The organism is Rhodococcus sp. SORGH_AS_0301 (assembly GCF_030818285.1).
Taxonomy (GTDB): Bacteria; Actinomycetota; Actinomycetes; order Mycobacteriales; family Mycobacteriaceae; genus Rhodococcoides.
The window spans coordinates 1,651,111-1,676,331 of sequence record NZ_JAUTAC010000002.1 but is presented as its reverse complement, the minus strand read 5'-3'; the positions used below and the strand labels follow the sequence as shown (position 1 = coordinate 1,676,331).

Below are 25,221 nucleotides of genomic sequence, written 5' to 3'. Positions count from 1 at the left end.
TGGAGGCATGAGTTCCGCACCAGAGAAGAAGCCCACGTTCGAGCTGTCCGACGACGAGTGGCGTACCAAGCTCACCGCAGCCGAGTACGCAGTGCTGCGCAAGGCCGGCACCGAGCGGCCGTTCGTCGGCGAGTACACCGACACCACCACCGAGGGCGTCTACAAGTGCCGCGCCTGTGACGCCGAACTGTTCCGCAGCACCGAGAAGTTCGAGTCCCACTGCGGGTGGCCGTCCTTCTTCGATCCCAAGGACACCGACGCCGTGATCCTGAAGGTCGACCGGTCGATGGGCATGAAGCGCACCGAGGTCCTGTGCAGCAACTGCCACAGTCACCTCGGCCACGTCTTCGAGGGCGAGGGCTACCCCACCCCGACCGATCAGCGGTACTGCATCAACTCGATCTCGCTCACGCTGGAGCCGAAGGGCTGAGTGAGCCGTAGTACCCACACTGGGACGGGTGGTAGTCGTCGAAGGACGGCGACCACCCTTCCGTGTGTGTGGAGACCAGCATGTCGAGGTAGTACTCCCATCCCGGGCCGATGTCCTCGAGGCCGTCCGTCGTCGTCAGGTGGTGCCGGAACATCAGCGTGGTCCCGTCTCCCGTGGTCCTGAGCGTCACGTCGAACGTCCACCCGTCGGACTCCAGTGCGAGATACCTCGGCGCGTCACACGCCAGGATCGTCAGGTCGGAGACGGGTGCGTTCTCCTCGAACCCCATCGTCACCCGCACGGTGCTGCCGGCTCCGGGCGTTCCCTCCCAGCTCCCGTACCACCGCGCGGTGCGCTCACTGATGGTGAGACTGTCCCAGACGTCGTCGATCGGTACGTCCAGGACGCGCTCCAGCACGAGATCGACACCCGTCTCGGCGCGCTCGAGTAGGCCGGTGGGTTCCGGGTGTGACGTCATCGGCGCATCGTACTGCGCTCGTCCTGCACACAGGCCGGGTCCGCAGGGCCGGATGTGGCGCCCCGACAGAGGTTCTGTGCAGAACGGCTCGCCGCCGCTAGTGTCGGCTCCATGCGTACCTTCACGTCCGCGGACGACATCGTGTCCGCCCTCGGCGAGACCATCGGCACCAGCGACTGGCTGGAGATCACGCAGGAGCGCGTGAACCAGTTCGCCGACGCCACCGGCGACCACCAGTGGATCCACGTGGATCCCGAGCGCGCCGCGAAGGAGAGCCCCTTCGGTGGTCCCGTCGCCCACGGGTACCTCACGCTGTCCCTGTTGCCGGCCCTGTCCTGGCAGACCTACACGGTCGAGAACTCCACGATGGGAGTCAACTACGGCAGCAACAAGGTTCGCTTCGTCAATCCTGTGCTCGTCGGGTCGCGCGTTCGTCTGACGGCCGTCCTCGCCGCAGCAGATCGGCTGGACGGCGGAGCGGTGCAGATGACCGTCGACTCGACCATCGAGATCGAGGGTGCGACGAAGCCCGCGCTGGTCGCCCAGGTCATCAGCCGCGTCTACTTCTGACGCACGTCCCCACGATCGACGAACTCCGGCTGATCGTGCGCGCGGATCGGCGGCAGTTCGCCGGTCCACTTCTGGACGTCCACCAGGACGTGCTGGCCGGTGGACCCCTGCGCGAGCGACGACGTGCCGCGGTCGGCGGTGAGCACGTTCGGGTTGCCGTGCACGCACATCGAGCGCGGGTCCGACGGATCGAGCGGGTCGTACCAGGCGCCGGTCGACAGTTGCACCACGCGCTCGCGCAGGCGATCGTCGACGACGAGCCCCGCGAGGCACGAGCCACGGTCGTTGAACACCCGCACCACGTCGCCGTCGCGCAGTCCGCGCGCTGCGGCGTCCGCGGGATGCATGCGCATCGGTTCCCGGCCCTGAATCTTCGACGCGAGGCTCACGGCCCCGTGATCGAGTTGGCTGTGTAACCGGGTCCGCGGTTGGTTCGCGATCAGGTGCAGCGGGAACGCCTGTGCGCGTTCACCGCCCAGCCACTCGTCCGGTGCGTACCACCGTGGGTGTCCCCCGCAGTCGGCGTAGCCGAACGACTCGATGTCGGCCGAGAAGATCTCGATGCGCCCGCTCGGTGTCCGCAAGGGGGCCCGCTCGGGATCGTCGCGAAAATCGGACAGCAGCGTGAGACCGTCCTCGGTGTCCATCCGGAACGTTCCCTCGGTCCAGAACTCGTCGAACACAGGCGGCGTCACCCGCCCCGCATCGGACACGAACCGTCGCCACTGGTCGTAGAGGTGCCGCAGCCAGTCCGCGGACGAGCGACCTTCCGTGAATTCGTACTCGACGCCGAGCTCTCGCGCGAGCAGCGCGAAGGTGTCGTAGTCGTCGCGGCTGTCGGCGAAGGGCGGGACGGCGGCCTGCATCGCCACGAGCAGCGGGTCGTTGCGGGTGCAGCTCAGGTCGTCGCGTTCGAGGGTCGTCGTCGACGGCACCACGAAGTCGGCGTGCCGTGCCATCGGTGTCCAGTACGGCTCGTGCACCACGATGGTCTCGGGGCGAGCCAGCGCGATGCGCAACCGGCCGATGTCCTGGTGGTGATGGAACGGGTTGCCGCCGGCCCAGTGCAGCAGCCGGATGTCCGGATACGTCGACGCGGTGCCGTCCGCGTCGTACGGCCCACCAGGGTTCAACAGCATGTCCGAGATCGCGGCGACCGGAATCGACGTCGACACACCGTTGATGCCCTGGGGAAGCGTGGGCAGCGGATACGGCACGGGTGCCAGGCCGGGTTCGTTCATCGACCCGTAGCCGTGGCCGAAGCCCGCGCCCGGCACACCGACGCCGCCGAGCATCGCGGCGAGCGTGAGACCCATCCACGGCGCCTGCTCACCGTGGCGGATGCGCTGCAGTGACCAGGTGACGGTGACCAGCGTGGTGGCGCGAGCCATGCGCCGCGCCAGGGCGGTGATGTCCGACGCCGGGACTCCCGTCAGGTTCTGCGCCCACTCCGGTGACTTCGGGACACCGTCGGTCTCGCCGAGCAGGTAGCGCTCGAAGACGTCGTACCCGGTGGTGTACCGCTGCAGGAACGCGGTGTCGTGCAACCCCTCCGAGGCGAGCACGTGTGCCAGCCCCAACATGAGGGCGACGTCCGACCCCGGTACGGGTGCGATCCACTCCGCCGCTCCGTCCGTGTCGTCACGCAGCGGCGAGATCGAGACGATCCGGCCGCCGCGCGCACGGAGGCGATGCAGCGCGTCGCGTGTCGGATGATCGCTGGTGCCACCGTGATTGACCGACGTGTTCTTCAGCGGAACCCCGCCGAACGCGACCAGCAGATCGGTGTGCTCGGCGATCACGTCCCACGAGGTGGAGCGCGAGAACATCTTCCAGTGCGTCCCCATGACCCGCGGCATGATCGTGCCGGTGGCGCCGAGGGAGTAGCTGCCCACCGACCGCGTGTAACCACCCAGGGTGTTCAGGAACCGGTGAACCTGACTCTGCGCGTGGTGGAACCGGCCCGCGCTGCCCCACCCGTACGACCCGCCGAAGACGGCCTCGTTGCCGTGCTCGCGCACGACTCGACGGAGCTCGCCGGCGAGCAGGGGGAGGAACTCGTCCCACTCCATCTCGACGAACGCATCGGCGCCACGCGCGGTGGACGGTCCGGGGCCGTTCTCGAGCCAGCCCCGACGCACCGCCGGTCGACGGATGCGCGAGCGATGGGTCACCGACCCGGGAACGTTGCCCAGGATCGAGGACGGATCGGCGTCGCCCGTCGGCGGACGGACCGCGACCACGTCCCGGCCGTCCGTGTCGGCGGTGTACATACCGAAGTGGGCCATGTGCTGCACCCCACGGCGCGCGGACGTCACGGCGCCCTACGCGAGCGCGAGACCGTGCGCCGCCACGGCGTCGAGCAGAGCCGACGGTCGTTCGGACGTCGGCAGTGGATCGAGCAGCGCGAAGGACATACCGAGCGCCTGCGCTCCGCCGTCGGCCTCCTCGCTGTCGCCGACCATCAGGCACGAGGCCGGGTCGACGCCCAGAGCGTCCACGGCGGAACGGAAGATCGCGGCATCGGGCTTGACGGCGCCCACCTCGAACGACAGAGCGTAGTGCGCGACGGTGTCGTGCACGCCGAGCAGATCGAACGCCGCCCGCAGATCGAACGCGATGTTGCTGACCACCGCCACGGGAACGCCGCGATCGGCGAGGCCGTGCAGCACTCGCGCCGTGTCGGGGTACGGCGTCCACGAGGACGGGTCGATCACCTTGTCGTACAACGCCTCGGCGTGCTCGACGCGGTGCACACCCGACGCCTTCAGCACTGCCAGGTAGGCGGCCCGGTGCATCGCGGGGTCGAGATCGCGAGCCTCCCACGCCCGGTGGCCGTCGTCGTCCAGGGTGACCACCGACCCGACGGGCTGGGTCATGCGGCGCATCAACTCGGCCTGGAGATGACCGTCGATCTGCTCGTCGTCGCCGACACGCAGATCGGTGAACCAGCTCTCGTCCTCCTCGAGACGGAACAGCGTGCCGGAGAAGTCGAAGAGCACCGCGGCCGGCGTGGTCACGGTAGTGACTCGACGAGCGCCTCGACCGTCACCCGGGGTCCGCTGAAGAACGGAACTTCCTCCCGCACATGACGTCTGGCCTCGGTCGCACGCAGATCACGCATCAGGTCGACGATGCGGTCCAGCGTCGGAGCCTCGAACGCGAGAATCCACTCGTAGTCGCCCAGGGCGAACGACGGGACGGTGTTGGCGCGCACGTCCTTGTAGCCGCGTGCCGCCTTGCCGTGGTCGGCGAGCATCGTGCGACGCTCCGCGTCGGGCAGCAGGTACCAGTCGAGCGAGCGGACGAACGGGTACACGCAGATGTAGGCGCCCGGCTCCTCGCCGGCGATGAAGGCCGGGACGTGCGACTTGTTGAACTCCGCGGGGCGGTGCAACGCGGCGTTGCTCCAGAACGCGTCGCACGCGCGGCCGAGAGCCGTGGACCGACGGAAGCGCGCGTACGCCGCCTGCAGGTCCTCGATCTTCTCCGCGTGCCACCAGATCATGAAGTCGGCGTCGGCGCGCAGTCCGGCCACGTCGTAGATCCCGCGCACCACGACGTCGGTCTCGTCGAGACCGTCGAAGAACGCGCGGGCCTCGGCGAGCGCCGCCTCCCGATCCTCACCGAGGGCGCCCGGCCGAGCCGTGAACACCGAGTGCATCGAGTAGCGCAACGTGGAATTGAGTGCTTCGAAATCGAGACGTGCCATGACACCCATCGTGCCACCCGGCCGTCCCGATCGGGCCGTCAGGCCAGCGCCTCCGCCAGTCGGGCCGCCGCCGCGGATGCCGTCGCGACGCACGCGGGAACTCCGACGCCGTGCAGGTACGCGCCCGCGAGTTCGAGTCGGCCCACCGCCGAGGCGGCGTCCTCGACGCGGGCCACGAGGTCGGTGTGGCCGGGGCGGTACTGCGGCAGTCCGCCGTGCCAGCGTTGCACGAACGTCGTCGTCGGCTCCTCGTCCACACCGAGCACCTCACGCAGATCCGTGCGGGCCGCCGACACCAGGTCGACGTCGGGCCGGTCGACGATGTCCGCGTCCCCGAAGCGTCCGAAGGAGACCCGCACCAGCTGGCCGCCGCGCTCGGCGAGATGCGGCCACTTGCGGCTCGACAGCGTGAATGCTTTGGCGCGCAACGGAACACCGGAGAAATCGAGCTCCCCCGTGGCGACCAGGACGCCCGAGTTCTGCGGTAGTCCCCCGTCCTCGAACCCGAGGGCCACCACTGCCGACGAGGCGAGTTCCACGTCCCCTAGTTCCCGCGCGAGTGCGGGCGCCGTGTCGAGCAGCATCGAGACCGTCTGCGGTGCGGGCGCGGCGAGGACGACGCCGTCCACCACCCCGACGCCGTCGACGTGCCACGCGCCCCGGCCGTCGGACGTCACCCGCCGCACGTCCGCGGCGACGAGTTCGGCACCGGAGGCGGCGAGCAGCGCGTCGAGAAGCACGCCGTAGCCACCGCGCAGTCCGCCGAACACCGGTCCCGGCGACGGCGTCGGGCGCGCTCGCTCGACGGCGTCCACCAGCGACGGGGCACCGGCGTCGAGGGCCGCGGCGAGAGTCGGCACCGCGGCACGGATGCTCGTGGTGACGGCCAGCCCGGAGTAGACGCCGCCCAGCAGCGGGTCGACGCTCCGCGCGGTCACCTGGGAGCCGAAGCGTTCGGACACCAGGTCACCCACCGACGCATCGTCGCCGGGCGTCCACCGCAGCGGCCGGTCACGATCGGTGTCGATGCGGCGGCACGTGGCGTCGTCGACCAGAGTCCGCACCGAGTCGGACGTGGCCGGGATGCCCATCAACGTGCCGGTCGGCAGTCCGTGCAGTGCGCCACCCGAGCGCAGGAGCGGGCGGGCGGCGGGCGACGGCCGCACGAGCTGGTCGGCGAGTCCGAGCTCGTCGAGCAGAGCGGGAACCTCGGGACGACGCGCGAGGAACGCCTCGGCACCGACGTCGACCGGGCCACCCGCCAGGTCCACCGACCGGAGTTTGCCCCCGATGCGCGGCGCCTTCTCGACCACCACGATCCGCGCGGCCGGCCCCAGCGACTGCCGCAGCCGGTACGCGGCCACCAGTCCGCTGATGCCCGCTCCGACGACGGCGACCGAGGTCACAGCGAGTGCACCAGCTCCACCACCGACGTCACCACGTCGGGATCGGTGGCGGGCAGGACCCCGTGGCCCAGGTTGAAGATGTGCCCGGTGGCGCCGGCCGCGAGTGCGGCGTCCGCCTCGCCCACGATGCGGGTGACCTCGCGGCGCACCGCGTCGGGGCCCGCGAACAGCACGGCGGGATCGAGATTGCCCTGCAGAGCCTTGCCCGGACCGACCCGACGAGCGGCGACGTCGAGCGGGATCCGCCAGTCGACACCGACGACGTCCGCGCCCGCCTCCCCCATCGCACCGAGCAGCTCGCCCGTCCCGACACCGAAGTGGATGCGCGGCACGCCGGCCGACGCCATGGCCTCGAACACGCGGCTGGAGTGGGGGAACACGAACTCGCGGTACTCGGCGAGTGACAGCGCCCCGGCCCACGAGTCGAAGAGCTGGACCGCGTCGACGCCGGCATCGGCCTGCGCGGTGAGGAAGGCGATGGTCATGTCGGCCAGCGACGAGAGCAATGCGTGCCACGTCTGCGGATCCGAGTGCATGAGCGCCTTGGTGCGCTCGTGGTTACGACTCGGACCGCCTTCGACCAGGTAGGACGCCAGCGTGAACGGTGCGCCCGCGAAGCCGATGAGGGGCACGTCCTTCAACTCGGCCAGGAGCAGGGAGATGGCCTTCGCGACCGGCTCGATCTGCTCCGACTGCAGGACCGGCAACGACTGCACGTCGGCCACGGACCGCACCGGGTTCGCCACGACGGGACCGGTGCCGGCCACGATCTCGAGGTCGACGCCGGCCGCCTTGAGCGGCACGACGATGTCGGAGAACAGGATCGCCGCGTCGACCCCGTGCCGCCGGACCGGCTGCATCGTGATCTCGCAGACCATCTCGGGGTCGAAGCACGAGGCGAGCATGGAGGTGCCCTCCCGCAGCGTGCGGTACTCGGGCAGCGACCGACCGGCCTGACGCATGAACCACACGGGCCGACGCGACGGCGTCCGTCCCGTCGCGGCCGCGAGGAAGGGAGCTTCGGGCAGGCTTCGACGCGGGCCGACGGCGTCAGGGATGGTGTTCATCGGCGTCCATGCTGCCAGAGACGCACACCTGCCCGGCGCGCCTCCTCCGCTGGGCCGACGGTCGCGGCTAACGTCCGCACACGTGACCACGTCCGAGAGCGCCTCGCAGCCTGCGCCCTTCCGCGCCGCCATCGACGCGATGCACCGGGCGACGGTCCACCCGAGCATCGAGGTCGGGCCGATCCGGCCTCCGCAGCGCCTGGCACCGTTCAGTTACGCACTGGGGGCCGAGGTGCGCCACTCCGAGACGGAGTCGGTGCCCGAGCAGAGCGAGGGTGACGCGTTCGGGCGTCTCATCCTGTTGTACGACCCGGACGGCGACGAGGCGTGGAACGGCACCATGCGCCTGGTCGCCTACATCCAGGCCGACGTCGACGCGTCGCTGGCGTCGGATCCGCTGCTGCCCGAGGTGGCGTGGAGTTGGCTGGTCGACGCGTTCGAGGCGCGGTCCGAGCCGCTGACGGCGCTGGGCGGCACGGTCACCTCGACGAGTTCGGTGCGGTACGGGGACATCGCCGGCCCGCCGCGTGCCCACCAGCTCGAGCTGCGGGCCTCGTGGACCGCGCTCAGCGAGGAACTGTCGGTGCACGTCGAGGCGTTCGGTGAGGTTCTCGCCTACGCCGCGGGGCTGCCCCCGGCGGGCATCACGGCGCTGGGTGCACGCGCCGACTCGGGCAGCTCCGACGCCTGATCGTCGGACAGCCTAGAGTTCGAACAATGCCCGACACGCCCGACTCGACTCCTGCCTCCTCCGGCGACACCGCCGTCGAGCCGGAGGCGACTCCCCTTCTCGCTCCACGCGAGGGGGTCCCGCCGTTGACGGACACGGCGGACGCGGTGCGAGCGGCCGCGGAGCTGCTGGCGTCGGGAACCGGACCGTTGGCCGTCGACGCGGAACGCGCATCGGGTTTCCGATACTCGGCTCGCGCGTATCTGCTGCAGTTCCGTCGCCGGGGTGCGGGCACCGTCCTGCTCGATCCGATTCCGGTGGTCCGCGACGGTGGTGTCGAGGCGCTCGCGGGCTTCGCCGCCGTCGTGAACGACATGGAGTGGGTACTGCACTCCGCCGATCAGGATCTGCCGGGGCTCGCCGAGCTCGGCATGACGCCCGCGTCGCTGTACGACACGGAGCTGGCGGGCCGACTCGCCGGCTTCGACCGTGTCGGTCTGGCGGCCATCGTCGAACGGACGTTGGGCCTGTCGCTGCAGAAGGGTCACGGTGCGGCGGACTGGTCCACCCGACCGTTGCCCGACACCTGGCTCAACTACGCGGCACTCGATGTCGAGGTGCTCGTCGAGTTGCGTGACGCCATGGCCGAGGAGCTCGAGAGCCAGGGCAAGACCGACTGGGCCGCACAGGAATTCGAGTACATTCGCACCGCACCCCCGGCGCCTCCCAAGCCCGACCGCTGGCGCCGCACCTCCGGTATCCACACCATCAAGAACGCGCGGACGCTCGCCGTCGTCCGCGCGCTGTGGACCGCCCGCGACGATCTCGCGCGCCGCCGCGACATCGCGCCGAGCCGCGTCCTGCCGGACTCCGCGATCGTCGCCGCCGCGCAGAGGAACCCCGCCACGGTGTCCGAGCTGAACGCGTTGCCCGTCTTCGGCGGACCTCGTCAGCGTCGCCAGGCGCGCGTGTGGATGGACGCGATCGAGCACGCCCGCGCACTTCCCGACGATGCGCTGCCCCCGGTGACCCAGCCCTTCGTGGGGCCCCCGCCGGTCAGTCGGTGGGCGCGGCGCGATCCGGAGGCCGCCGGGCGTCTGTCCGCCGTCCGCGACGCGATGGCCGCCCTGTCCGCGGAAGTCGCGATTCCCGTCGAGAACCTGCTGACTCCCGATCTCGTCCGTCGGATCTGCTGGGACCACCCCGCTCTCGTCGCGGAGTACGGGACGGACGAGGACGTGCTCGTAGACCGTTTCCTCGACGCGCACGGGTCGCGGCCCTGGCAGCGCGAGGTGGCGGGTCCCGTCGTGGCAGCAGGCCTACGGACCGCCGAGGAGTCGAGGACGGCCGAAGTTACCGGCGAGTAGGCACGGGTTAGAGTGGGCGCGCGAGCCGGGCGTCCGGCTCGTTCCAGCGCCTGCCGGAAGGAACCATGTCTTCTCCGAAATCCGCTCCCGCTCGATCCGCGTCCAGTCGTGGCGTCGCGTTCGTCGACGGTGTTCGTACGCCGTTCGGCAAGGCCGGCCCCAAGGGTATGTACGCGGACACCCGAGCGGACGACCTCGTGGTCAAAGCGATCCGTGAACTGCTCCGCCGCAATCCCGAACTGCCACCCCAGCGCGTCGACGAGGTCGGCATCGCCGCCACGACGCAGACCGGCGACCAGGGTCTGACCATCGGCCGCACGTCGGCACTGCTCGCCGGGCTCCCCCGCAGCGTGCCCGGTTTCGCCGTCGACCGCATGTGTGCGGGCGCGATGACCGCGGTGACCACCACCGCGTCGGGCATCGGCTTCGGACAGTACGACGTCGTCATCGCCGGCGGCGTCGAGCACATGGGCCGGCACCCGATGGGCGAGGGCGTCGATCCGAACCCGCGCTTCCTGGCCGACAAGCTCGTCGACCCGAGTGCGCTCGTCATGGGCAACACGGCCGAGAATCTGCACGACCGCTACCCGTCCATCACCAAGGACCGCACGGACGCCTACGCCGTCGCGAGCCAGGAGAAGTACGACGCCGCGAAGAAGGCCGGCCTGATCGCCGAGACGCTCGTTCCCGTTGCGACCAAGTCCGCCGCCGGGTGGGGCCTCGCCACCGAGGACGAACCGCCGCGCCCCGGCACGACCCTGGACGATCTGGCGAAGCTCAAGACTCCGTTCCGGCCCGCCGGACGCGTCACCGCCGGCAACGCCGCCGGACTCAACGACGGTGCGACAGCGGCGATCCTGGCCGGCGAGGACACCGCCGCGGAACTCGGCCTGAAGGTCGGGATGCGCATGGTGGGCTTCTCGTTCGCCGGCGTCGATCCGGCCGTGATGGGCATCGGTCCCGTCCCCGCCACCGAGAAGCTGCTCGGACGCACCGGCCTGTCCATCGAGGACATCGGCCTCTTCGAGATCAACGAGGCCTTCGCCATCCAGGTCCTCGCGTTCACCGAGCACTTCGGTATCGCCGACGACGACGCCCGGATCAACCAGTGGGGCGGCGCCATCGCCTGCGGCCATCCCCTCGCGTCCTCGGGCGTTCGACTGATGACCCAGCTCAGCCGGCAGTTCGCCACTCGCCCCGATGTCCGCTACGGCCTCACCACCATGTGCATCGGCCTCGGCATGGGCGGCAGCGTCATCTGGGAAAATCCCGCCTACGACGGAAGCAAGTGATTGCCATGACTTCTGCCTTCTCCGATGAAGTGGTGACCCACGCGTTCACCAGGATCGTCACCGTGCCCGGCCTCGACGGCCCGGTCGCCATCGTCACGCTCGACAACGGCTTCGACCACACCAAGCCGTCCACCTTCGGACCCGCCGGACTCACCGAGCTCGATGCGGCACTGGACGCGGCCTACGCGGCGAATCCGGTGGCCGTCGCGGTGACCGGGAAGCCGTTCATCTTCGCCGTCGGCGCGGACCTCAACGGTGTGCCGAACATCTCCGACCGCGCCGTCGCGCTGGAGATCGGCACGTTGGGGCACAGGGTGTTCCGCCGCCTGCGCGAGTCCACGGTGCCCACGTTCGCGTTCGTCAACGGCGCCGCTCTGGGCGGTGGACTCGAGATCGCGCTGCACTGCCACTACCGCACCGTCGCGGACAACGCTGCGGCACTGGGGCTCCCGGAGACATTCCTGGGCCTCGTTCCCGGTTGGGGCGGAACGCAGTTGCTGCCCAACCTGATCGGGCCGGCCAATGCCGTCACCGTGGTGATCGAGAACGCGCTCAACCAGAACCGCATGCTGAAGCCCGCGGACGCGCAGAAGCTCGGAATCGCCGACGAGGTCTTCGGCGGCGCCGACTTCCTCGAACAGTCGCTGCTGTGGGCCGCGAAGGTCGTCTCCGGTGACGTCACCCCCGCCCGCCCCGACATCGATCGCGGCCAGGGCTGGGACGACGCGATCGCGCGCGCGAAGGCCATCGTGTCCGGCAAGACGGGAGACCACGCACCGGGACCGGTGCGCGCCGTGCAGCTGCTGGAGCTGGCGAAGTCGACCGACATCACCGACTCCGCGTCGCTCGACGCCGCCTTCGCTGCCGAGGACGAGGCGCTGGCCGACCTTCTCATGGCCGACGAACTGCGGGCCGGGCTCTACGCATTCGACCTCGTGCAGAAGCGTGCCAAGCGGCCTGCCGGAGCGCCCGACAAGTCCCTCGCCCGGAAGGTCACCGGCGTCGGCATCGTGGGCGCCGGCCTCATGGCCAGCCAGCTCGCCCTGCTGTTCGTACGTCAGTTGAAGGTGCCGGTGATCCTCACCGACATCGACCAGGAGCGCATCGACAAGGGCGTCGGCTACGTTCACGCCGAGATCGACAAGCTGCAGGGCAAGAAGCGACTCTCCCCCGACGCGGCGAACCGTCTCAAGGCGTTGGTGTCCGGATCGCTCGACAAGTCCGCATTCGCGACGACCGACTGGGTCATCGAGGCAGTGTTCGAGAATCTCGACGTCAAGAAGAAGGTCTTCGCCGAGCTCGAGGAGTTCGTCTCCCCCGAGACGATCCTCGCGACGAACACGTCGTCGCTGTCGATCACCCGTATGGCGGCAGAGCTGAAGCACCCCGAGCGGGTCGTCGGATTCCACTTCTTCAACCCCGTGGCCGTTCTTCCGCTGCTGGAGATCGTCCGCGGCGAGAAGACCGACGATGCGACGCTCGCAACAGCATTCGCGACGGCGAAGTCTCTGAAGAAGTCGGCCGTGCTGATCGCCGACAAGCCCGGCTTCGTCTTCAACCGCCTCCTCACCCGCGCCCTCGGCGAGGTCATGAACGCGATCGACGAGGGCACTCCCTTCGACGTCGCCGACAACGCCATCAGTGAGCTCGGCATGCCGATGAGCCCGCTCACGCTGCTCTCGCTCGTCGGCCCCGCCGTCGCGCTGCACACCGGCGAGACCATGGCCGAGTACTACCCGGAGCGGTTCCACGACTCCCCCGGCCTGCAGGCGATGGTCGCGAACAAGAAGTCCGCGGTGTGGACCTACGGCGCCGACGGAACCAAGACCGTCGACCCCGAGATCGCCGATCTGTGGCCGCAGGGCGACTCACCGTCGACGGCCGAGCAGGTGCTCGATCGCACCCGCCGCGCCTTCGCGGAGGAGATCGACATCATGCTGCAGGAAGGCGTCGTCGCGGCCGCTCAGGACATCGACCTCTGCCTGATCCTCGGCGGCGGCTTCGGGTTCTGGAACGGCGGCATCGTGCCGTACCTCGATCGCACGGGCACCTCCGAGGCCGTCACCGGTCACCGGTTCCTCGACAAGGGTGTCGCCAGCGTGTGATGGGGCTGCGCCCTCGTGCGCCCTTTGCGCATCCCTGGATACGCGAAGGGCGCACGGGGCCGGAGGCCATACATAGGTTAGGCTAACCATGTGAAACGCTCTCGCCTTCTCCCCGCCGTCGCGGCCACCGCCGCGCTCGCCCTCGTCGCCGGATGTTCGTCCGATGCCGACTCCGACGCGCCCGCCGCCGCGTCGGGTGGCGCGTTCCCCGTCACCATCGACCACGCCTTCGGTTCGACCACCATCGACGCCGCACCGGAGCGCATCGTCACGATGGGCTGGAACGCACAGGACATCCTCGGCGCCCTCGACATCACGCCTGTCGGCCAGCCGAAGTACACCTACGGTGCCGACGAGAACGGCGTGATGCCGTGGGCACAGGAGTTCTACGACGCGGACGCCACCACCCTGTACGAGGATCCGGCTGCGGGTGAGCCCGACGTCGAGGCCCTCGCGGCCCTGGCACCCGACCTGGTGCTCGCGCCCTACGAGGGTTTCCCGCAGTCGTACTACGACACGTTGTCCGCTGTCTCGCCCGTCGTCGCCTACCCCGGTGAGGCCTGGCAGACGACGTGGCAGGACCAGACCACGATGATCGGTGAGGCAGTCGGGAAGCCCACGGAGGCACAGGCTCTCATCGACGGCATGGGCCAGCGGCTCGCCTCGGAGGCCGAGGCCAATCCGGAGTTCGCGGGCAAGACCGTCGCGGTGGTGAACCTGGACACGGACGCCGGTCAGGCGAACGTCTACATGCCGTCCGATCCACGCGTGCAGGTTCTCAACGAGATGGGTTTCGTCAACGCCCCCGGCGTCGTGGCACTCGACGAGGCCGACTCCGCGGACACCTTCTTCTCCACCGTGTCCCTGGAGAACGTGCAGAGCTTCGACGCCGACGTGATCGTCGCGTTCACTCCGGAGGGCTTCGACCTCGCCTCGGTTCCGGCTGTGGCGACGCTGCCCGCGGTCGCCTCCGGATCCGCGGTCGCGCTCAGTGACGAGCAGGTCATCGCCGGTCTGAGCAACGTCAACCCGGTGAGCACCCCGTGGGTACTCGACCGGATCCTCCCGCAGTTGAAGGACGCCGCCACCAAGGCGACGTAGCGACCGTCAGATGTCGCCGGGCCGGTGTGCGATCCATCCGCGCACCCGGCCGGCGATGTCCGACGGGGTGAGGCCGATGTCGGCGTGAATGCGATCCCGCGAGCTGTGGTCCAGGAACTGCTGTGGCACACCGAGATCCCGACAGGGGACGTCCACGCCGCCGGCGCGCAGGGCAGCCGACACGGATGCACCGATGCCGCCGTGCAGACCGCTGTCCTCGAGCGTGACCACCAGGCGGAAGTCCGCGGCGAGCTTCACGAGCGAGTCCGGAACGGGCAGCACCCACCGCGGATCGACGACTGTGGCCGAGACACCGTCCGCGGCGAGTTCTCGCGCCGTGTCCAGTGCCAACGACGCGAACGGACCGACGGCGACGAGGAGTACGTCCGACTCCCCCTCGGGCTCGTGCAGCACGTCGACGGAGTCGTCCAGACGCCGCACCGCCTCGATGTCGTCGGGGATGGCGCCCTTGGGGAAGCGCAGCGCGGTGGGACCGTCGGACACCGCGAGTGCCTCGGCGAGTTCCTCGCGCAGGGTCGCTCCGTCGCGAGGCGCCGCCACGCGCATGTTCGGCACGATGCCGAGCAGCGACATGTCCCACATGCCGTTGTGGCTGGCGCCGTCCGATCCGGTGACCCCGGCGCGATCGAGCACCAGGGTGACCGGCAGGTTCAGTAGTGCCACGTCCATCAGCAGCTGGTCGAACGCCCGATTGAGGAACGTCGAGTAGATCGCCACCACGGGATGCAGACCACCGAGTGCGAGACCGGCGGCGGACGTGAGCGCGTGCTGCTCGGCGATGCCCACGTCGAAGAAACGGTCCGGGAACACCTCGCCGAACGCGGCGAGCCCGGTGGGTCCCGCCATCGCGGCGGTGATGGCCACGACGTCCTCGCGGTCGGTTCCCAGGGCGATGAGTTGACGGGAGAACTCCGACGTCCAGTCCGGAGCCGCGACGCTGGTCGCCAGGCCGGTGAGCGGGTCGATGACTCCCGTCGAGTGCATCTGGTCGGCGACGTCGTTCTCGGCGAACGAGTAGCCCATGCCCTTGCGCGTCACCGCGTGGACGATGACCGGCCCGCCGAAGGCCTTCGCGCGGCGCAGCGCCGATTCCAGAGCCGCCTGATCGTGTCCGTCGACCGGACCGAGGTACTTGATGCCCAGATCGGTGAACATGACCTGCGGGCTGATCGCGTCCTTGAGGCCGGCCTTCATGCCGTGCAACATGGCGTACGCGGCCGACCCGACCACGGGCAGGTTCTTCACCATGTGACGGCCGGTGTCCAGCGCGCGCTCGTAGTTGGGCTGCAGGCGCAGCGTCGCGAGATGGTCGGCGAGGCCGCCGATGGTCGGCGAGTAGGAGCGACCGTTGTCGTTCACGACGATCACGACGGAACGATCCTTGCCGGCCGCGATGTTGTTGAGCGCCTCCCAGCACATGCCACCGGTGAGGGCGCCGTCCCCGACGACCGCGACGACGTGACGATCGCCGCGCCCGGTCAGCTCGAAGGCCTTGGCGAGGCCGTCGGCGTAGGAGAGGGATGCCGAGGCGTGCGAGGACTCGACCCAGTCGTGCTCGCTCTCGCTGCGGGACGGGTAGCCGGACAGCCCACCCTCCTTGCGCAGGGAGTCGAATCGGTCCGCCCGACCGGTGACCATCTTGTGCACGTACGCCTGGTGGCCGGTGTCGAAGATCACCGGGTCGCGAGGCGAGTCGAACACGCGGTGGATGGCCAGAGTCAGCTCGACGACACCGAGATTGGGTCCGAGGTGGCCACCCGTGGCAGACACCTTCTCGACCAGGAACCGACGGATCTCGTCCGCCAGTTCGGCGAGCTCCACCGGGCCGAGGGCACGCAGGTCGCTGGGCTCGTGCACGCCGTCCAGAACACCCAACGAAATCGCTCCCCTCCGAAGATTGCCTTGTCGTCCGTCGTGCCGTGAGGCGCTCGGACAGGCCAGTTCGGACAAGTCTACGTGGACCCGGATCGGCGGGTTACCGTACGAGCGCCGAGCCGCGGCACAGAATCGAGAGAGTGGTGACGATGACCGACGTCGTGCAGGAGATTCTGGAGGAGGTCCACGCGCTGTGTGTGGCGGACACCTCCGGTCGCGTCGCCGACTACATCCCCGAACTGGCGGCCGCGAACCCCGATCGCTTCGGTATCTGCCTCACGACGGCCGACGGCCACGTGTACCAGGTGGGCGACACGGACGTGCCCTTCACGATCCAGTCGGTGTCCAAACCGTTCACCTACGCCCTCGCTCTCACCGATCGCGGCGAGACCGCGGTGGCCCGCAAGATCGACGTGGAGCCGTCCGGTGAGCCGTTCAACGAGATCAGCCTCGACCCCGTCACCGAGCGCCCGCGCAACCCGATGATCAACGCGGGCGCCATCACCTCCGCGTCGCTGGTGCGAGGCGCGACGCCCGACGAGCAGTTCGAACGGATCCGGGCCTCGTTCTCGCGGTACGCGGGACGCGAACTCGCCATGAACGCCGCCGTGCACGCCTCCGAATCACGCACCGGCCATCGCAACCGCGCCATCGGCCACATGCTGCGCTCCTTCGGCATCGTCGAGGGCGATCCCGACGCGATGGTCGATCTCTACTTCCGCCAGTGCTCGCTGGACGTCACGTGCCGCGACATCGGCGTCATGGCGGCGACCCTCGCCAACAACGGCCTCAACCCGTGTACCGACGTCCGAGCCCTCGAACCGGTGCTCGTCGAGCGTGTGCTGAGCGTCATGACGACGTGCGGCATGTACGACGGAGCCGGCGACTGGGTCAACCGCGTCGGACTCCCCGCCAAGAGCGGTGTCGCCGGTGCGGTGCTCGCGGTCCTGCCCGGTCAGCTCGGTATCTCGGTGTTCTCACCCAGACTCGACGCCCACGGCAACAGCGTGCGCGGAGTCAAGGCGTGCCGCGAGCTGTCCTCGCGCCTCGAACTGCACTTCCTCCACGTCGGCCGGGCCGCACGCAGCGCCGTGCGCGCCGAGTACACCGTCGCCGACTCCCCCTCGCGTCGCCGGCGCACCGCCGCCGAACAGGAGACGCTCGCGGCGCGGGGACGCCGAGTCCGCGTCTTCGAACTGCACGGCGATCTGCTGTTCTCCGCAGCGGAGAGCGTCGTACGAGCGGTGTCCACGGCCGTCGACCACGGCGCCGACGACGGGAGCGCACTCGACGGCGTGATCCTGGACATGCGTCGGGTCGACGAGGTGAGCGACGTCGCCCGCTCGATGCTGGACACCCTCGCCGCCGGGCTCCGCCGACAGGGTTGTGCCGCCGTCCTGGTCGATCCCCGAGCTGCGATGGCGCACACCGTGTCGTCCCTGTCCGAACACGACGGCAGTGGCCGGGTCTTCGACGATCTGGACTCCGCACTGCGCTGGGGCGAGGACACCGTCCTCGACCGGTGGTGCGGCGGCGCACGGCAACCCACGGAGGTGACGGTCGATCAGCACCCGATCGTCACCGCGCTGGACGAGGCCCACCGCGATGCGATCACCTCCCGCACGACGGACGCGCAGTACAGCGCAGGCACCGTCATCGCCGAGGTCGGTGACGTGTCACTGGGTCTGGTGATGGTGCTGTCCGGCCGCGTCGCGGTCGACTTCATCGGCGCGGACGGCCGGGCCCGCGCCGTGTCGACGCTGTCCGCCGGCATGAGTTTCGGTGAGATGCCGTTGGTCCGGCGCTCGCGCTTCGGGCTCCGCATCACCGCGGTGAAGGACACCACGGTCGCGATCCTCGGCCCGAAGGAGTTTGACGCGCTGACCGAGAGCAACCCCGCTGCGAAGACAGCCTTGCTGGAGGTGCTTCTCGATCGCGCGTACGAGCAGGCCGAGTCGATCGTCGCCGCACTGCGCCGTTCCGGCGTCGTCTGAGCCGGCGGCTGCGCTCAGGCGTCGAGCGTGACCGCGGCGATGGGCGTCGTGGTGGGTGCGTCCGAACCGCTCTCGGGCTCGACCGTCACCGCCCACGTGGTCGCGTCGCTCAAGCCTGTGACGACGTGCTCGCGCGCGGGCGTGGCGGCATCGGCGGGGACGAGACCGGCCGGGCGCGGCGCGGGATCCTCTCCGATGAGCCACATCTCGAACACCTTGCCGTCGCCGGGCTCCGCGAGCCCGTCGAGCGTGACCACGGCGGCGTCCTGCGAGCGCGACCAGCGCACGGTGGCGGTACCGCCACCCTCGACCTCGACGGTGCTGGTCCTGATGTCACCGGCCGCAAGCACCTGCGACGTGGGCGACGACGGTGCGTCTCCCAGTTGCTGCGTGACCACGGCGCCGCCCACTCCGACGATCACGACGGCCGCCGCGGCTGCCGCGAGCACGCGCAGGCGTGTGCGGCGGCGATCGTCGAGCGACACCACCGGGGCGACCGGAGCGTCGTCGATCGAATCGGCCAGTGGCCGGGCATCACCCTGCGGAGTGCTCTCCACCGCGGCGAGAATGCTCGCACGCAACGACGAGGGCGGTTCCGCGGCCGTGGACGACGCGCTGAGCGCCATCGTCTCGTCGACCGACTCGACGATGCTCTCGAACCACGACCGCGTCGCCGCGTCCGACTGCGCGAGCCTGCGTTCGATGTCCGCCCTCTCGGCGGGGTCGATCGCGTCCAGTGCGTAGGCGTAGGCGTCGTCCACCACGCTGTCGTTCATCTCGTTCACGTCCTGCATCGCATCCTGCTCCGACACGTCGTCGGGTGCGGACGCGTCGTCATGGCGGCGATGGCGACCTTCTCCGTCACTCACCGGTCTCCACCCCCAGACAATTCTTCAACTTGATCAGACCGTCCCGGATCCGGGACTTCACGGTGGGAACGGCCACGCCCAGGCGCTCGGCCACTTCCCGATACGTCAACCCGCTGTAGTACGCCATCCGTACCGATTCGCGTTGGGTCTCCGTCAGCGTGTCCAGGCATCGGACCACCGACTCCGACTCCAGGGTCTGGGTGACGGATTCGAGGACCTCGTCGTGCGCGGGACTGTGGGTCGAGGAGCCGTAGAGCGCCTCGCGATCCGTGCCGGACTGCTCCGACCGGACACGGTCGACGGCGCGGCGATGCGCCAACGTCATCATCCAGGCGAGCGGAGACCCCTGCGCGGGGTCGTATCGGTCGGCCGTCTTCCAGATCTGCAGGAACACCTCCTGCGCGGTCTCCTCGCTGAACCCGGGATCGCGCAGCACACGCAGCACCATGCCGAACACCCGAGACGAGGTCGCGTCGTACAGATCGGCGAACGCTCGGCGGTCACCGGTGGCGACACGTGCGAGCATCGCACGCAGTTCGTCGGCCTCGGCGACACGCCGACGCTTGAGGTCGGGATCGGGAACGGGGCACGACGGATCGGCGGTGTCGTCCGGGGCGCGTCGGTGCCGAGGCTCGCCGGCGCTCGGGTCGGCTGCGCTCGTACCTCCGGCGCTCACAGACCCCCACCTCGCTGCGAGACGTTCATCGTCGAGTTCATCGACCATGAGACTAGTGGCCATCGTCGTCATATCCTCACCCCCTCGGCGATCGTGGTCCTGCGCGTCGCGGTCCTGGCGTACGCGCCACCGGGTCATGGCGCCCACGTCGCCGGGCAATGGCGCCCACGCCACGGCGCGTACATCGTGCAGGAATCATTCGTCACCGGGGCGTGAGTGGATCGGTGACCGGCGTCTCCGGCGAAAAACCCGTTGCGGACCTGCAATGACTGCGGGACGCTCGTCGCACCGGATCGGACGATCCGGACATACCGATGAGATCGTGGCGGATCAGGAGTCAGCACTCACATGACGACACATGACGGGAAGGCCGGAGGCCGGCCGCTGGAGGACGGGAAGGCCGGAGGCCGGCCGCCGACGGACGGGAAGGCCGGGGGCCTGGCGATCGAGGCGGTCGGTCTGGTGAAGAGGTTCGGGGACACCGTGGCGGTGGACGGCGTGGATCTCGCCGTCCCGCGGGGCGGGGTCTACGGGGTGCTGGGGCCGAACGGGGCCGGCAAGACCACGACGATGCGCATGTTGGCGACGTTGACCGGCATCGACGGCGGGTCGGCCCGCGTGCTCGGCCACGACGTGGCGACGGAGTCCGACGCGGTGCGGTCGACGGTGGCGCTCACGGGCCAGTTCGCTTCGCTGGACGAGGACCTGACCGGAGTGGAGAACCTGGTGCTCCTCTCGCGGCTGTACGGGTTCTCGCGCCCGGCGTCGCGGGAGCGTGCCGATCTGCTGTTGGGCGTCTTCGATCTGGTGGAGGCCGGCGGCAAGCAGGTCAAGGCGTACTCCGGCGGTATGCGGCGCCGCCTCGACATCGCGGCGAGTCTGGTGGTCACGCCGGAGCTGATGTTCCTGGACGAGCCGACCACGGGTCTCGATCCCCGCAGCCGCAACCAGGTGTGGGAGATCGTGCGCTCCCTGGTCGCCGGCGGCACGACGGTCCTGCTCACCACGCAGTACCTCGACGAGGCCGATCAGTTGGCCGACCGGGTGGCAGTCATCGACCGGGGCCGCGTGATCGCCGAGGGCACCACCGGTCAGCTCAAGGCATCGGTCGGCTCGGGGTCGCTGCACGTCCGCGTCGCGGAACAGTCGCGCCGCGACGACGCCGCCGACGTCCTGCGCGCGACCCTGCACACCGACGTGACTCTCGAGTCCGATCCCTTCGCCGTCACAGCGCTGGTCGACGACACCGCCCTGGTGGCCCGCGCACTCGCGACGCTGTCGGACGACGGCATCGGCGTCACCACCTACGCCCTCGGGCAACCCAGCCTGGACGAGGTGTTCCTGGCACTGACCGGACGAACGACAGAACTGGAGGCGTCCTGAGAATGACCACCACCAACTCCCCCACCGCCGCGACGGGCACCGCGCAGCCGAGCATCGCCGAGTTGCTCCGCGACTCCGGTCCCCGTCCCGATCGACCGTCGTCGATGTCGGCGGCGCTCTCGTTCGGGTGGCGAGCCCTGCTGAAGATCAAGCACGTCCCCGAGCAGCTGTTCGACGTGACCATGTTCCCGGTCATGTTCACGCTGATGTTCACGTTCCTGTTCGGCGGCGCGTTGGCGGGCTCGACCAGTGCCTACATCCAGTTCCTGCTGCCGGGCATCCTGGTGCAGACCGTCGTCATGATCACGATGTACACGGGTCTGACCTTGAACAAAGACATCGAGAAGGGCGTCTTCGATCGGTTCCGGTCGCTGCCCATCTGGCGGCCGGCGCCGTTGGTCGGCGCCCTGCTCGGAGACGTGGTCCGCTACACCCTCGCCTCGACGATCGTGCTCGTGCTGGGTCTCGCGCTGGGCTTCCGGCCGGCGGGCGGCGTGCTCGGCGTGCTGGCGTCGGTGGCGTTGCTGCTGGCGTTCTCGTTCTGCGTCTCGTGGGTGTGGACGATGTTCGCGCTGATGCTGCGCAGCGAGACCGCGGTGATGAGCGTGTCCATGCTCGTGCTGTTCCCGCTGACCTTCGCCAGCAACATCTTCGTCGACCCGACGACGATGCCCGGGTGGCTGCAGGCGTTCGTGTCGGTCAATCCGGTGTCGCATCTGGTGACGACGCTGCGCGGCTTCGCCGACGGTGTGCTCGAGACGGACGCGCTGATGTGGACCGGCATCTGGTCCGTCGGACTGCTGGCGGTGTTCGGACCGATCACGATGCGCCTGTACAACGCCAAGTGACGCGTCAGTCCCGGACGAACGATCCGATGCACTCGACGTGGCTGGTCATCGGGAAGGCGTCGAACGCACGGAGATTCTCCAGGCGGTAGCCGTGCGAGAGGTAGAGCCCCGCGTCCCGTGCGAAGGACGCGGGGTCGCACCCGATGTGCACCACACGATCCGGGTGCGCACCGGCGACCGCCGCGATCACCTGTCTGCCGGCGCCGGATCGTGGCGGGTCGAGGACGACGACGGACGGCTGTGGCGGCAGGGATCCGATCGCGCGCTCGACGGGCGCTGCCTGCATCGACAGCTGCGGCAGGTCCGTCACCGCCGCACGCCCGTCCACCACCGCCCGGTGGGAGAACTCGACCGCTGCGACGGTGCCGCCCGGTCCGACCGCCTCGGCGACGACGGACGCGAAGGTGCCCGCACCGGCGTAGAGGTCCCAGGCCGTGTCACCGGGCCGAGCACCGGACCACTCCCGGACCACCTCGGCGTACTGCGTGGCAGCCGCCCGGTGAGCCTGCCAGAACCCCCACGAGTCCACGGTCCACTCGCGCGACCCGACGCGCTCGACGGCCCGACCCGAGCCCGCGCGCACCCGGTGCGCGCGGTCACCGGACTTCGCGGCGCGGCGCGACGAGGCGCCGCGACGACCGGTGTCGGCGCGCACGCGACGGTCGACGGCAGGAGCGATCTCCACGACGTGACGGGTCCCGTCGGAGTCCACGGCCACCGCGAGATCGGCGCCCGGCGTCCACGACCGGGCAGCCAGCCCGTCGTACATCCCCGGAACCGCTTGTGGGCAGGCCAGATCCGTCACGATGTCGGCGCTGCGGAGCCGGTGGAAACCGGGCCGTCCCTCGTCGTCCACACCCAACCGGATGCGCGTCCGCCAGCCGGTCTGATCACCGAGCGACTCCACCTCGACGGTGCGCTCGATGCCCCCGACGCGGCTCAACTGCTCGGCGACCACGGCCGCCTTGATCTGGCGTCCGGCCTCGGCGGTCGCATGGGAGAAGTCGCAGCATCCCGACCCACCGGGGCCGGAGATGGGACACAGCGGCGCGATGCGGTCGGGCGAGGCCTCCAGGATCTCGACGGCGTCCGCGCGGCAGAAGGACTTGCCGGTGTCCTCGGTGACCCGCGCCGTCACCAGCTCGCCGGGAAGGCTGTGCCGGACGAACATGACGCGGCCCTCGTGCCGTGCGACGCAGAAGCCGCCGTGTCCCGGCTTGCCCACGCGGACCTCGACGACCGCGCCGAGCCACGAGTCGGTCATCGTTCGGATCGCCGTTCGGCCGAGGTGGGCTCGTAACCACGACGGGACGAGCCCGGTGCGTTCTCGAGGCTCTCGCGCTTCGCCCGCTCGGACGAGTTGAGCTGCCAGGGCACGCTGGTGACCATGACGCCGGGCTGGAACAGCAAGCGACTCTTCAGTCGCAACGCACTCTGGTTGTGCAGCACCTGCTCCCACCAGTGACCCACCACGTACTCGGGGATGAACACGGTGACGACGTCGCGCGGTGAGTCCCGCTTGACCCGGCGCACGTAGTCGAGCACGGGCTTGGTGATCTCGCGGTACGGCGACTCGACCACCTTGAGCGGGACACTGAGGTCGCTCTTCTCCCACTCGCGCACCAGGGTGCGGGTGTCCGCCTCGTCGACGTTGACCGTGATCGCCTCGAGGGTGTCCGGCCTGGTCGCACGGGCGTACGCGAGGGCGCGGAGAGTCGGGCTGTGCAGCTTGGACACGAGCACGATGGAGTGTGTGCGGCTGGGGAGCACACCGTCCCACTCGACGTCGGCGAGCTCGGTGGCCACCGAGTCGTAGTGCTTGCGGATCAGTTTCATCAGTCCGAAGATCGCCAGCATCGCGATGATCGCGATCCAGGCACCCGCGAGGAACTTGGTCAGCAGGACGATCACCAGGACGGCGCCCGTCATGGCCAGGCCGATGCCGTTGACGACACGCGACCGCATCATCGACCGGCGCTGCGCAGGGTCGGTCTCCGTCCGCAACAACCGCGTCCAGTGCCGCACCATGCCGGTCTGACTGAGCGTGAACGAGACGAACACTCCGACGATGTAGAGCTGGATCAGCTTGGTCACCTCGGCGCCGAACATGACGACGAAGAAGATGGCGGCGGCCGAGAGGAACAGGATGCCGTTGCTGAACGCGAGCCGGTCGCCGCGGGTGTGGAACTGGCGGGGCAGGAAGCGGTCCTGGGCCAGGATCGACCCGAGTACGGGGAACCCGTTGAAGGCGGTGTTGGCGGCCAGCACCAGGATCAGCGCCGTCACGATGGTGATGAAGTAGAAGCCGGGCGTGAAGTGCCGGAACACGGCCTCGGCCAACTGCGCGATGAGCGTCTTCTGCTGGTAGTTCTCGGGAGCCCCGACGAGCTGGGTCGCCGGGTCCGCCGCGTACTTCACACCGATCTTCTCCGCCAGCAGGATGATGCCGAGCAGCAACGTGATGCCGATCGAGCCGAGCAGCAGGAGCGTCGTGGCGGCGTTGCGCGACTTCGGCTTGCGGAAGGCGGGCACGCCGTTGGAGATGGCCTCGACACCCGTCAGCGCCGCACACCCGGAGGAGAACGCGCGCGCCAGCAGGAACGCGAACGCGATGCCGTAGAGGTGACTGTCCTCCGCCTGCAGCTCGAAGTTCGACGACTCGGCCGACACGTCGTCGCCGAGGACGTACACCTGCACCAGGCCCCACACGAGCATGACGACCATGCCCACCATGAAGGCGTAGGTGGGGATCGCGAACGCGGTACCGGACTCGCGGACGCCGCGCAGGTTGATCGAGGTGATGAGCACGATGGCGGCGACCGCGAACAGCACCTTGTGCTCCGCGACGAACGGCAGGGCCGATCCGATGTTGGAGGCGGCGGCCGAGATGGACACGGCGACCGTGAGCACGTAGTCGACGAGGAGGGCGCTGCCGACGGTCAGGCCCGCGGTCGGTCCCAGGTTGGTGGTGGCCACCTCGTAGTCGCCACCGCCGGACGGGTAGGCGTGCACGTTCTGGCGGTAGCTCGCCACGACCACCGCCATGACGACGGCGACGGCGAGACCGATCCAGATGGAGAACGAGTACGCCGAGATCCCGGCGACCGACAGCACCAGAAAGATCTCTTCGGGCGCGTAGGCGACGGACGACATGGCATCGGACGCGAACACCGGGAGGGCGATGCGTTTGGGCAGGAGCGTGTGTCCGAGCGTGTCGCTACGGAACGGCCTACCCAGCAGCAGCCTCTTGGTGGCCGTCGAAAGCTTGGACACATCGCAGAGCGTAGGCCGTACCGGGCTCGACCGTGGGGCAGGGTGACCGATAGCGTTGCGCGAAGTCCCTCCCGGCAGCAATCA

At 69.5% G+C, this 25,221-nt stretch carries 21 protein-coding genes; 10 read left to right on the top strand and 11 right to left on the bottom strand.

All coding sequences use genetic code 11. The annotated features are described in order from the left end of the window. Positions 1-7 precede the first annotated feature (7 nt). On the top strand, positions 8-430 hold the full coding sequence (msrB, locus tag QE397_RS08540; protein WP_027505209.1) for a peptide-methionine (R)-S-oxide reductase MsrB: 423 nt from the start codon (positions 8-10) through the stop codon (positions 428-430). Here msrB and QE397_RS08535 read toward each other — a convergent pair. Beyond that, complete coding sequence (locus QE397_RS08535; RefSeq protein ID WP_285185034.1) at positions 408-908, bottom strand: SRPBCC domain-containing protein; 501 nt, start codon at positions 906-908, stop codon at positions 408-410. The two genes, msrB and QE397_RS08535, sit on opposite strands and share 23 nt — an antisense overlap. Before the next feature lie 111 nt (positions 909-1,019). Between QE397_RS08535 and QE397_RS08530 the strand changes: the two genes are divergently transcribed. After that, complete coding sequence (locus QE397_RS08530; RefSeq protein WP_056444801.1) at positions 1,020-1,478, top strand: MaoC family dehydratase; 459 nt, start codon at positions 1,020-1,022, stop codon at positions 1,476-1,478. Here the strand turns inward: QE397_RS08530 and QE397_RS08525 are convergent. Genes QE397_RS08525 through hemE form a run of 5 tightly spaced genes read right to left on the bottom strand, consistent with a single transcriptional unit; the run spans position 1,469 to position 7,663 of the window. Beyond that, entirely contained in the window at positions 1,469-3,766 is a 2,298-nt protein-coding gene (locus QE397_RS08525; protein WP_307092845.1) for a molybdopterin-dependent oxidoreductase, read from the bottom strand. The two genes, QE397_RS08530 and QE397_RS08525, sit on opposite strands and share 10 nt — an antisense overlap. A gap of 36 nt (positions 3,767-3,802) precedes the next feature. Beyond that, positions 3,803-4,498 carry an HAD family hydrolase gene (locus QE397_RS08520; RefSeq protein ID WP_037185352.1) on the bottom strand — a complete coding sequence of 232 codons (696 nt, stop codon included), beginning with the start codon at positions 4,496-4,498 and terminating at the stop codon, positions 3,803-3,805. Beyond that, a complete protein-coding gene (gene hemQ / locus QE397_RS08515) occupies positions 4,495-5,190 on the bottom strand; it encodes a hydrogen peroxide-dependent heme synthase (protein ID WP_307092842.1) in 696 nt (231 codons plus the stop codon). Before hemQ ends, QE397_RS08520 begins: the two co-directional genes overlap by 4 nt. Before the next feature lie 38 nt (positions 5,191-5,228). After that, positions 5,229-6,596: a protoporphyrinogen oxidase gene (locus QE397_RS08510; RefSeq protein ID WP_307092840.1), complete on the bottom strand. Its 1,368-nt coding sequence runs from the start codon at positions 6,594-6,596 to the stop codon at positions 5,229-5,231. After that, complete coding sequence (gene hemE / locus QE397_RS08505; protein ID WP_027505203.1) at positions 6,593-7,663, bottom strand: uroporphyrinogen decarboxylase; 1,071 nt, start codon at positions 7,661-7,663, stop codon at positions 6,593-6,595. Before hemE ends, QE397_RS08510 begins: the two co-directional genes overlap by 4 nt. Before the next feature lie 82 nt (positions 7,664-7,745). Between hemE and QE397_RS08500 the strand changes: the two genes are divergently transcribed. From QE397_RS08500 to QE397_RS08480, 5 genes are all read left to right on the top strand, one after another. Next, positions 7,746-8,354, top strand: a complete 609-nt coding sequence (locus QE397_RS08500; protein WP_027505202.1) for a DUF3000 domain-containing protein — start codon at positions 7,746-7,748, stop codon at positions 8,352-8,354. A gap of 26 nt (positions 8,355-8,380) precedes the next feature. Beyond that, positions 8,381-9,700: a ribonuclease D gene (locus QE397_RS08495; RefSeq protein WP_307092836.1), complete on the top strand. Its 1,320-nt coding sequence runs from the start codon at positions 8,381-8,383 to the stop codon at positions 9,698-9,700. 65 nt (positions 9,701-9,765) lie between these two features. Continuing rightward, positions 9,766-10,992 (top strand): thiolase family protein, encoded by a 1,227-nt coding sequence (locus QE397_RS08490; protein WP_307092834.1) that lies wholly within the window; start codon positions 9,766-9,768, stop codon positions 10,990-10,992. A 5-nt stretch (positions 10,993-10,997) separates the two neighbouring features. Then, positions 10,998-13,097, top strand: coding sequence for a 3-hydroxyacyl-CoA dehydrogenase NAD-binding domain-containing protein (locus QE397_RS08485; RefSeq protein WP_373425218.1), 2,100 nt, complete (start codon positions 10,998-11,000; stop codon positions 13,095-13,097). Positions 13,098-13,187: 90 nt separating this feature from the next. Continuing rightward, positions 13,188-14,198, top strand: a complete 1,011-nt coding sequence (locus tag QE397_RS08480; protein ID WP_307092831.1) for an iron-siderophore ABC transporter substrate-binding protein — start codon at positions 13,188-13,190, stop codon at positions 14,196-14,198. A gap of 6 nt (positions 14,199-14,204) precedes the next feature. On the opposite strand, the gene dxs is transcribed toward QE397_RS08480, so the two are convergent. Beyond that, positions 14,205-16,094: a 1-deoxy-D-xylulose-5-phosphate synthase gene (gene dxs, locus QE397_RS08475; RefSeq protein ID WP_027505197.1), complete on the bottom strand. Its 1,890-nt coding sequence runs from the start codon at positions 16,092-16,094 to the stop codon at positions 14,205-14,207. Positions 16,095-16,243: 149 nt separating this feature from the next. On the opposite strand from dxs, the gene glsA reads away from it, so the two are divergent. Continuing rightward, a complete protein-coding gene (glsA, locus tag QE397_RS08470; protein WP_307092827.1) occupies positions 16,244-18,088 on the top strand; it encodes a glutaminase A in 1,845 nt (614 codons plus the stop codon). A 14-nt stretch (positions 18,089-18,102) separates the two neighbouring features. Here glsA and QE397_RS08465 read toward each other — a convergent pair whose 3' ends face one another. Both QE397_RS08465 and QE397_RS08460 read right to left on the bottom strand, forming a co-directional pair. Then, entirely contained in the window at positions 18,103-18,957 is an 855-nt protein-coding gene (locus tag QE397_RS08465; RefSeq protein ID WP_156380496.1) for an anti-sigma factor domain-containing protein, read from the bottom strand. Continuing rightward, positions 18,950-19,633 (bottom strand): sigma-70 family RNA polymerase sigma factor, encoded by a 684-nt coding sequence (locus QE397_RS08460; protein ID WP_307092826.1) that lies wholly within the window; start codon positions 19,631-19,633, stop codon positions 18,950-18,952. Before QE397_RS08460 ends, QE397_RS08465 begins: the two co-directional genes overlap by 8 nt. Positions 19,634-19,981: 348 nt before the next feature. Between QE397_RS08460 and QE397_RS08455 the strand changes: the two genes are divergently transcribed. Continuing rightward, complete coding sequence (locus tag QE397_RS08455) at positions 19,982-21,016, top strand: ATP-binding cassette domain-containing protein (protein WP_307092824.1); 1,035 nt, start codon at positions 19,982-19,984, stop codon at positions 21,014-21,016. A 2-nt stretch (positions 21,017-21,018) separates the two neighbouring features. Continuing rightward, a complete protein-coding gene (locus QE397_RS08450; protein WP_222630970.1) occupies positions 21,019-21,864 on the top strand; it encodes an ABC transporter permease in 846 nt (281 codons plus the stop codon). 4 nt (positions 21,865-21,868) lie between these two features. On the opposite strand, the gene QE397_RS08445 is transcribed toward QE397_RS08450, so the two are convergent. Then, positions 21,869-23,128 carry a class I SAM-dependent RNA methyltransferase gene (locus QE397_RS08445; protein ID WP_027505191.1) on the bottom strand — a complete coding sequence of 420 codons (1,260 nt, stop codon included), beginning with the start codon at positions 23,126-23,128 and terminating at the stop codon, positions 21,869-21,871. Further along, positions 23,125-25,137 (bottom strand): APC family permease, encoded by a 2,013-nt coding sequence (locus QE397_RS08440; RefSeq protein ID WP_027505190.1) that lies wholly within the window; start codon positions 25,135-25,137, stop codon positions 23,125-23,127. Before QE397_RS08440 ends, QE397_RS08445 begins: the two co-directional genes overlap by 4 nt. Positions 25,138-25,221 lie beyond the last annotated feature (84 nt).

Bases quoted from the DNA above. Each gene is read 5' to 3' on its own strand.
- hemQ (WP_307092842.1), bottom strand. From the start codon at position 5,190: ATGGCACGTCTCGATTTCGAAGCACTCAATTCCACGTTGCGCTACTCG.
- QE397_RS08525 (WP_307092845.1), bottom strand. From the start codon at position 3,766: ATGGCCCACTTCGGTATGTACACCGCCGACACGGACGGCCGGGACGTG.
- hemE (WP_027505203.1), bottom strand. From the start codon at position 7,663: ATGAACACCATCCCTGACGCCGTCGGCCCGCGTCGAAGCCTGCCCGAA.
- QE397_RS08535 (WP_285185034.1), bottom strand. From the start codon at position 908: ATGACGTCACACCCGGAACCCACCGGCCTACTCGAGCGCGCCGAGACG.
- QE397_RS08450 (WP_222630970.1), top strand. From the start codon at position 21,019: ATGACCACCACCAACTCCCCCACCGCCGCGACGGGCACCGCGCAGCCG.
- QE397_RS08495 (WP_307092836.1), top strand. From the start codon at position 8,381: ATGCCCGACACGCCCGACTCGACTCCTGCCTCCTCCGGCGACACCGCC.
- QE397_RS08530 (WP_056444801.1), top strand. From the start codon at position 1,020: ATGCGTACCTTCACGTCCGCGGACGACATCGTGTCCGCCCTCGGCGAG.
- msrB (WP_027505209.1), top strand. From the start codon at position 8: ATGAGTTCCGCACCAGAGAAGAAGCCCACGTTCGAGCTGTCCGACGAC.
- QE397_RS08445 (WP_027505191.1), bottom strand. From the start codon at position 23,128: ATGACCGACTCGTGGCTCGGCGCGGTCGTCGAGGTCCGCGTGGGCAAG.
- glsA (WP_307092827.1), top strand. From the start codon at position 16,244: ATGACCGACGTCGTGCAGGAGATTCTGGAGGAGGTCCACGCGCTGTGT.
- QE397_RS08485 (WP_373425218.1), top strand. From the start codon at position 10,998: ATGACTTCTGCCTTCTCCGATGAAGTGGTGACCCACGCGTTCACCAGG.
- QE397_RS08455 (WP_307092824.1), top strand. From the start codon at position 19,982: ATGACGACACATGACGGGAAGGCCGGAGGCCGGCCGCTGGAGGACGGG.
- QE397_RS08490 (WP_307092834.1), top strand. From the start codon at position 9,766: ATGTCTTCTCCGAAATCCGCTCCCGCTCGATCCGCGTCCAGTCGTGGC.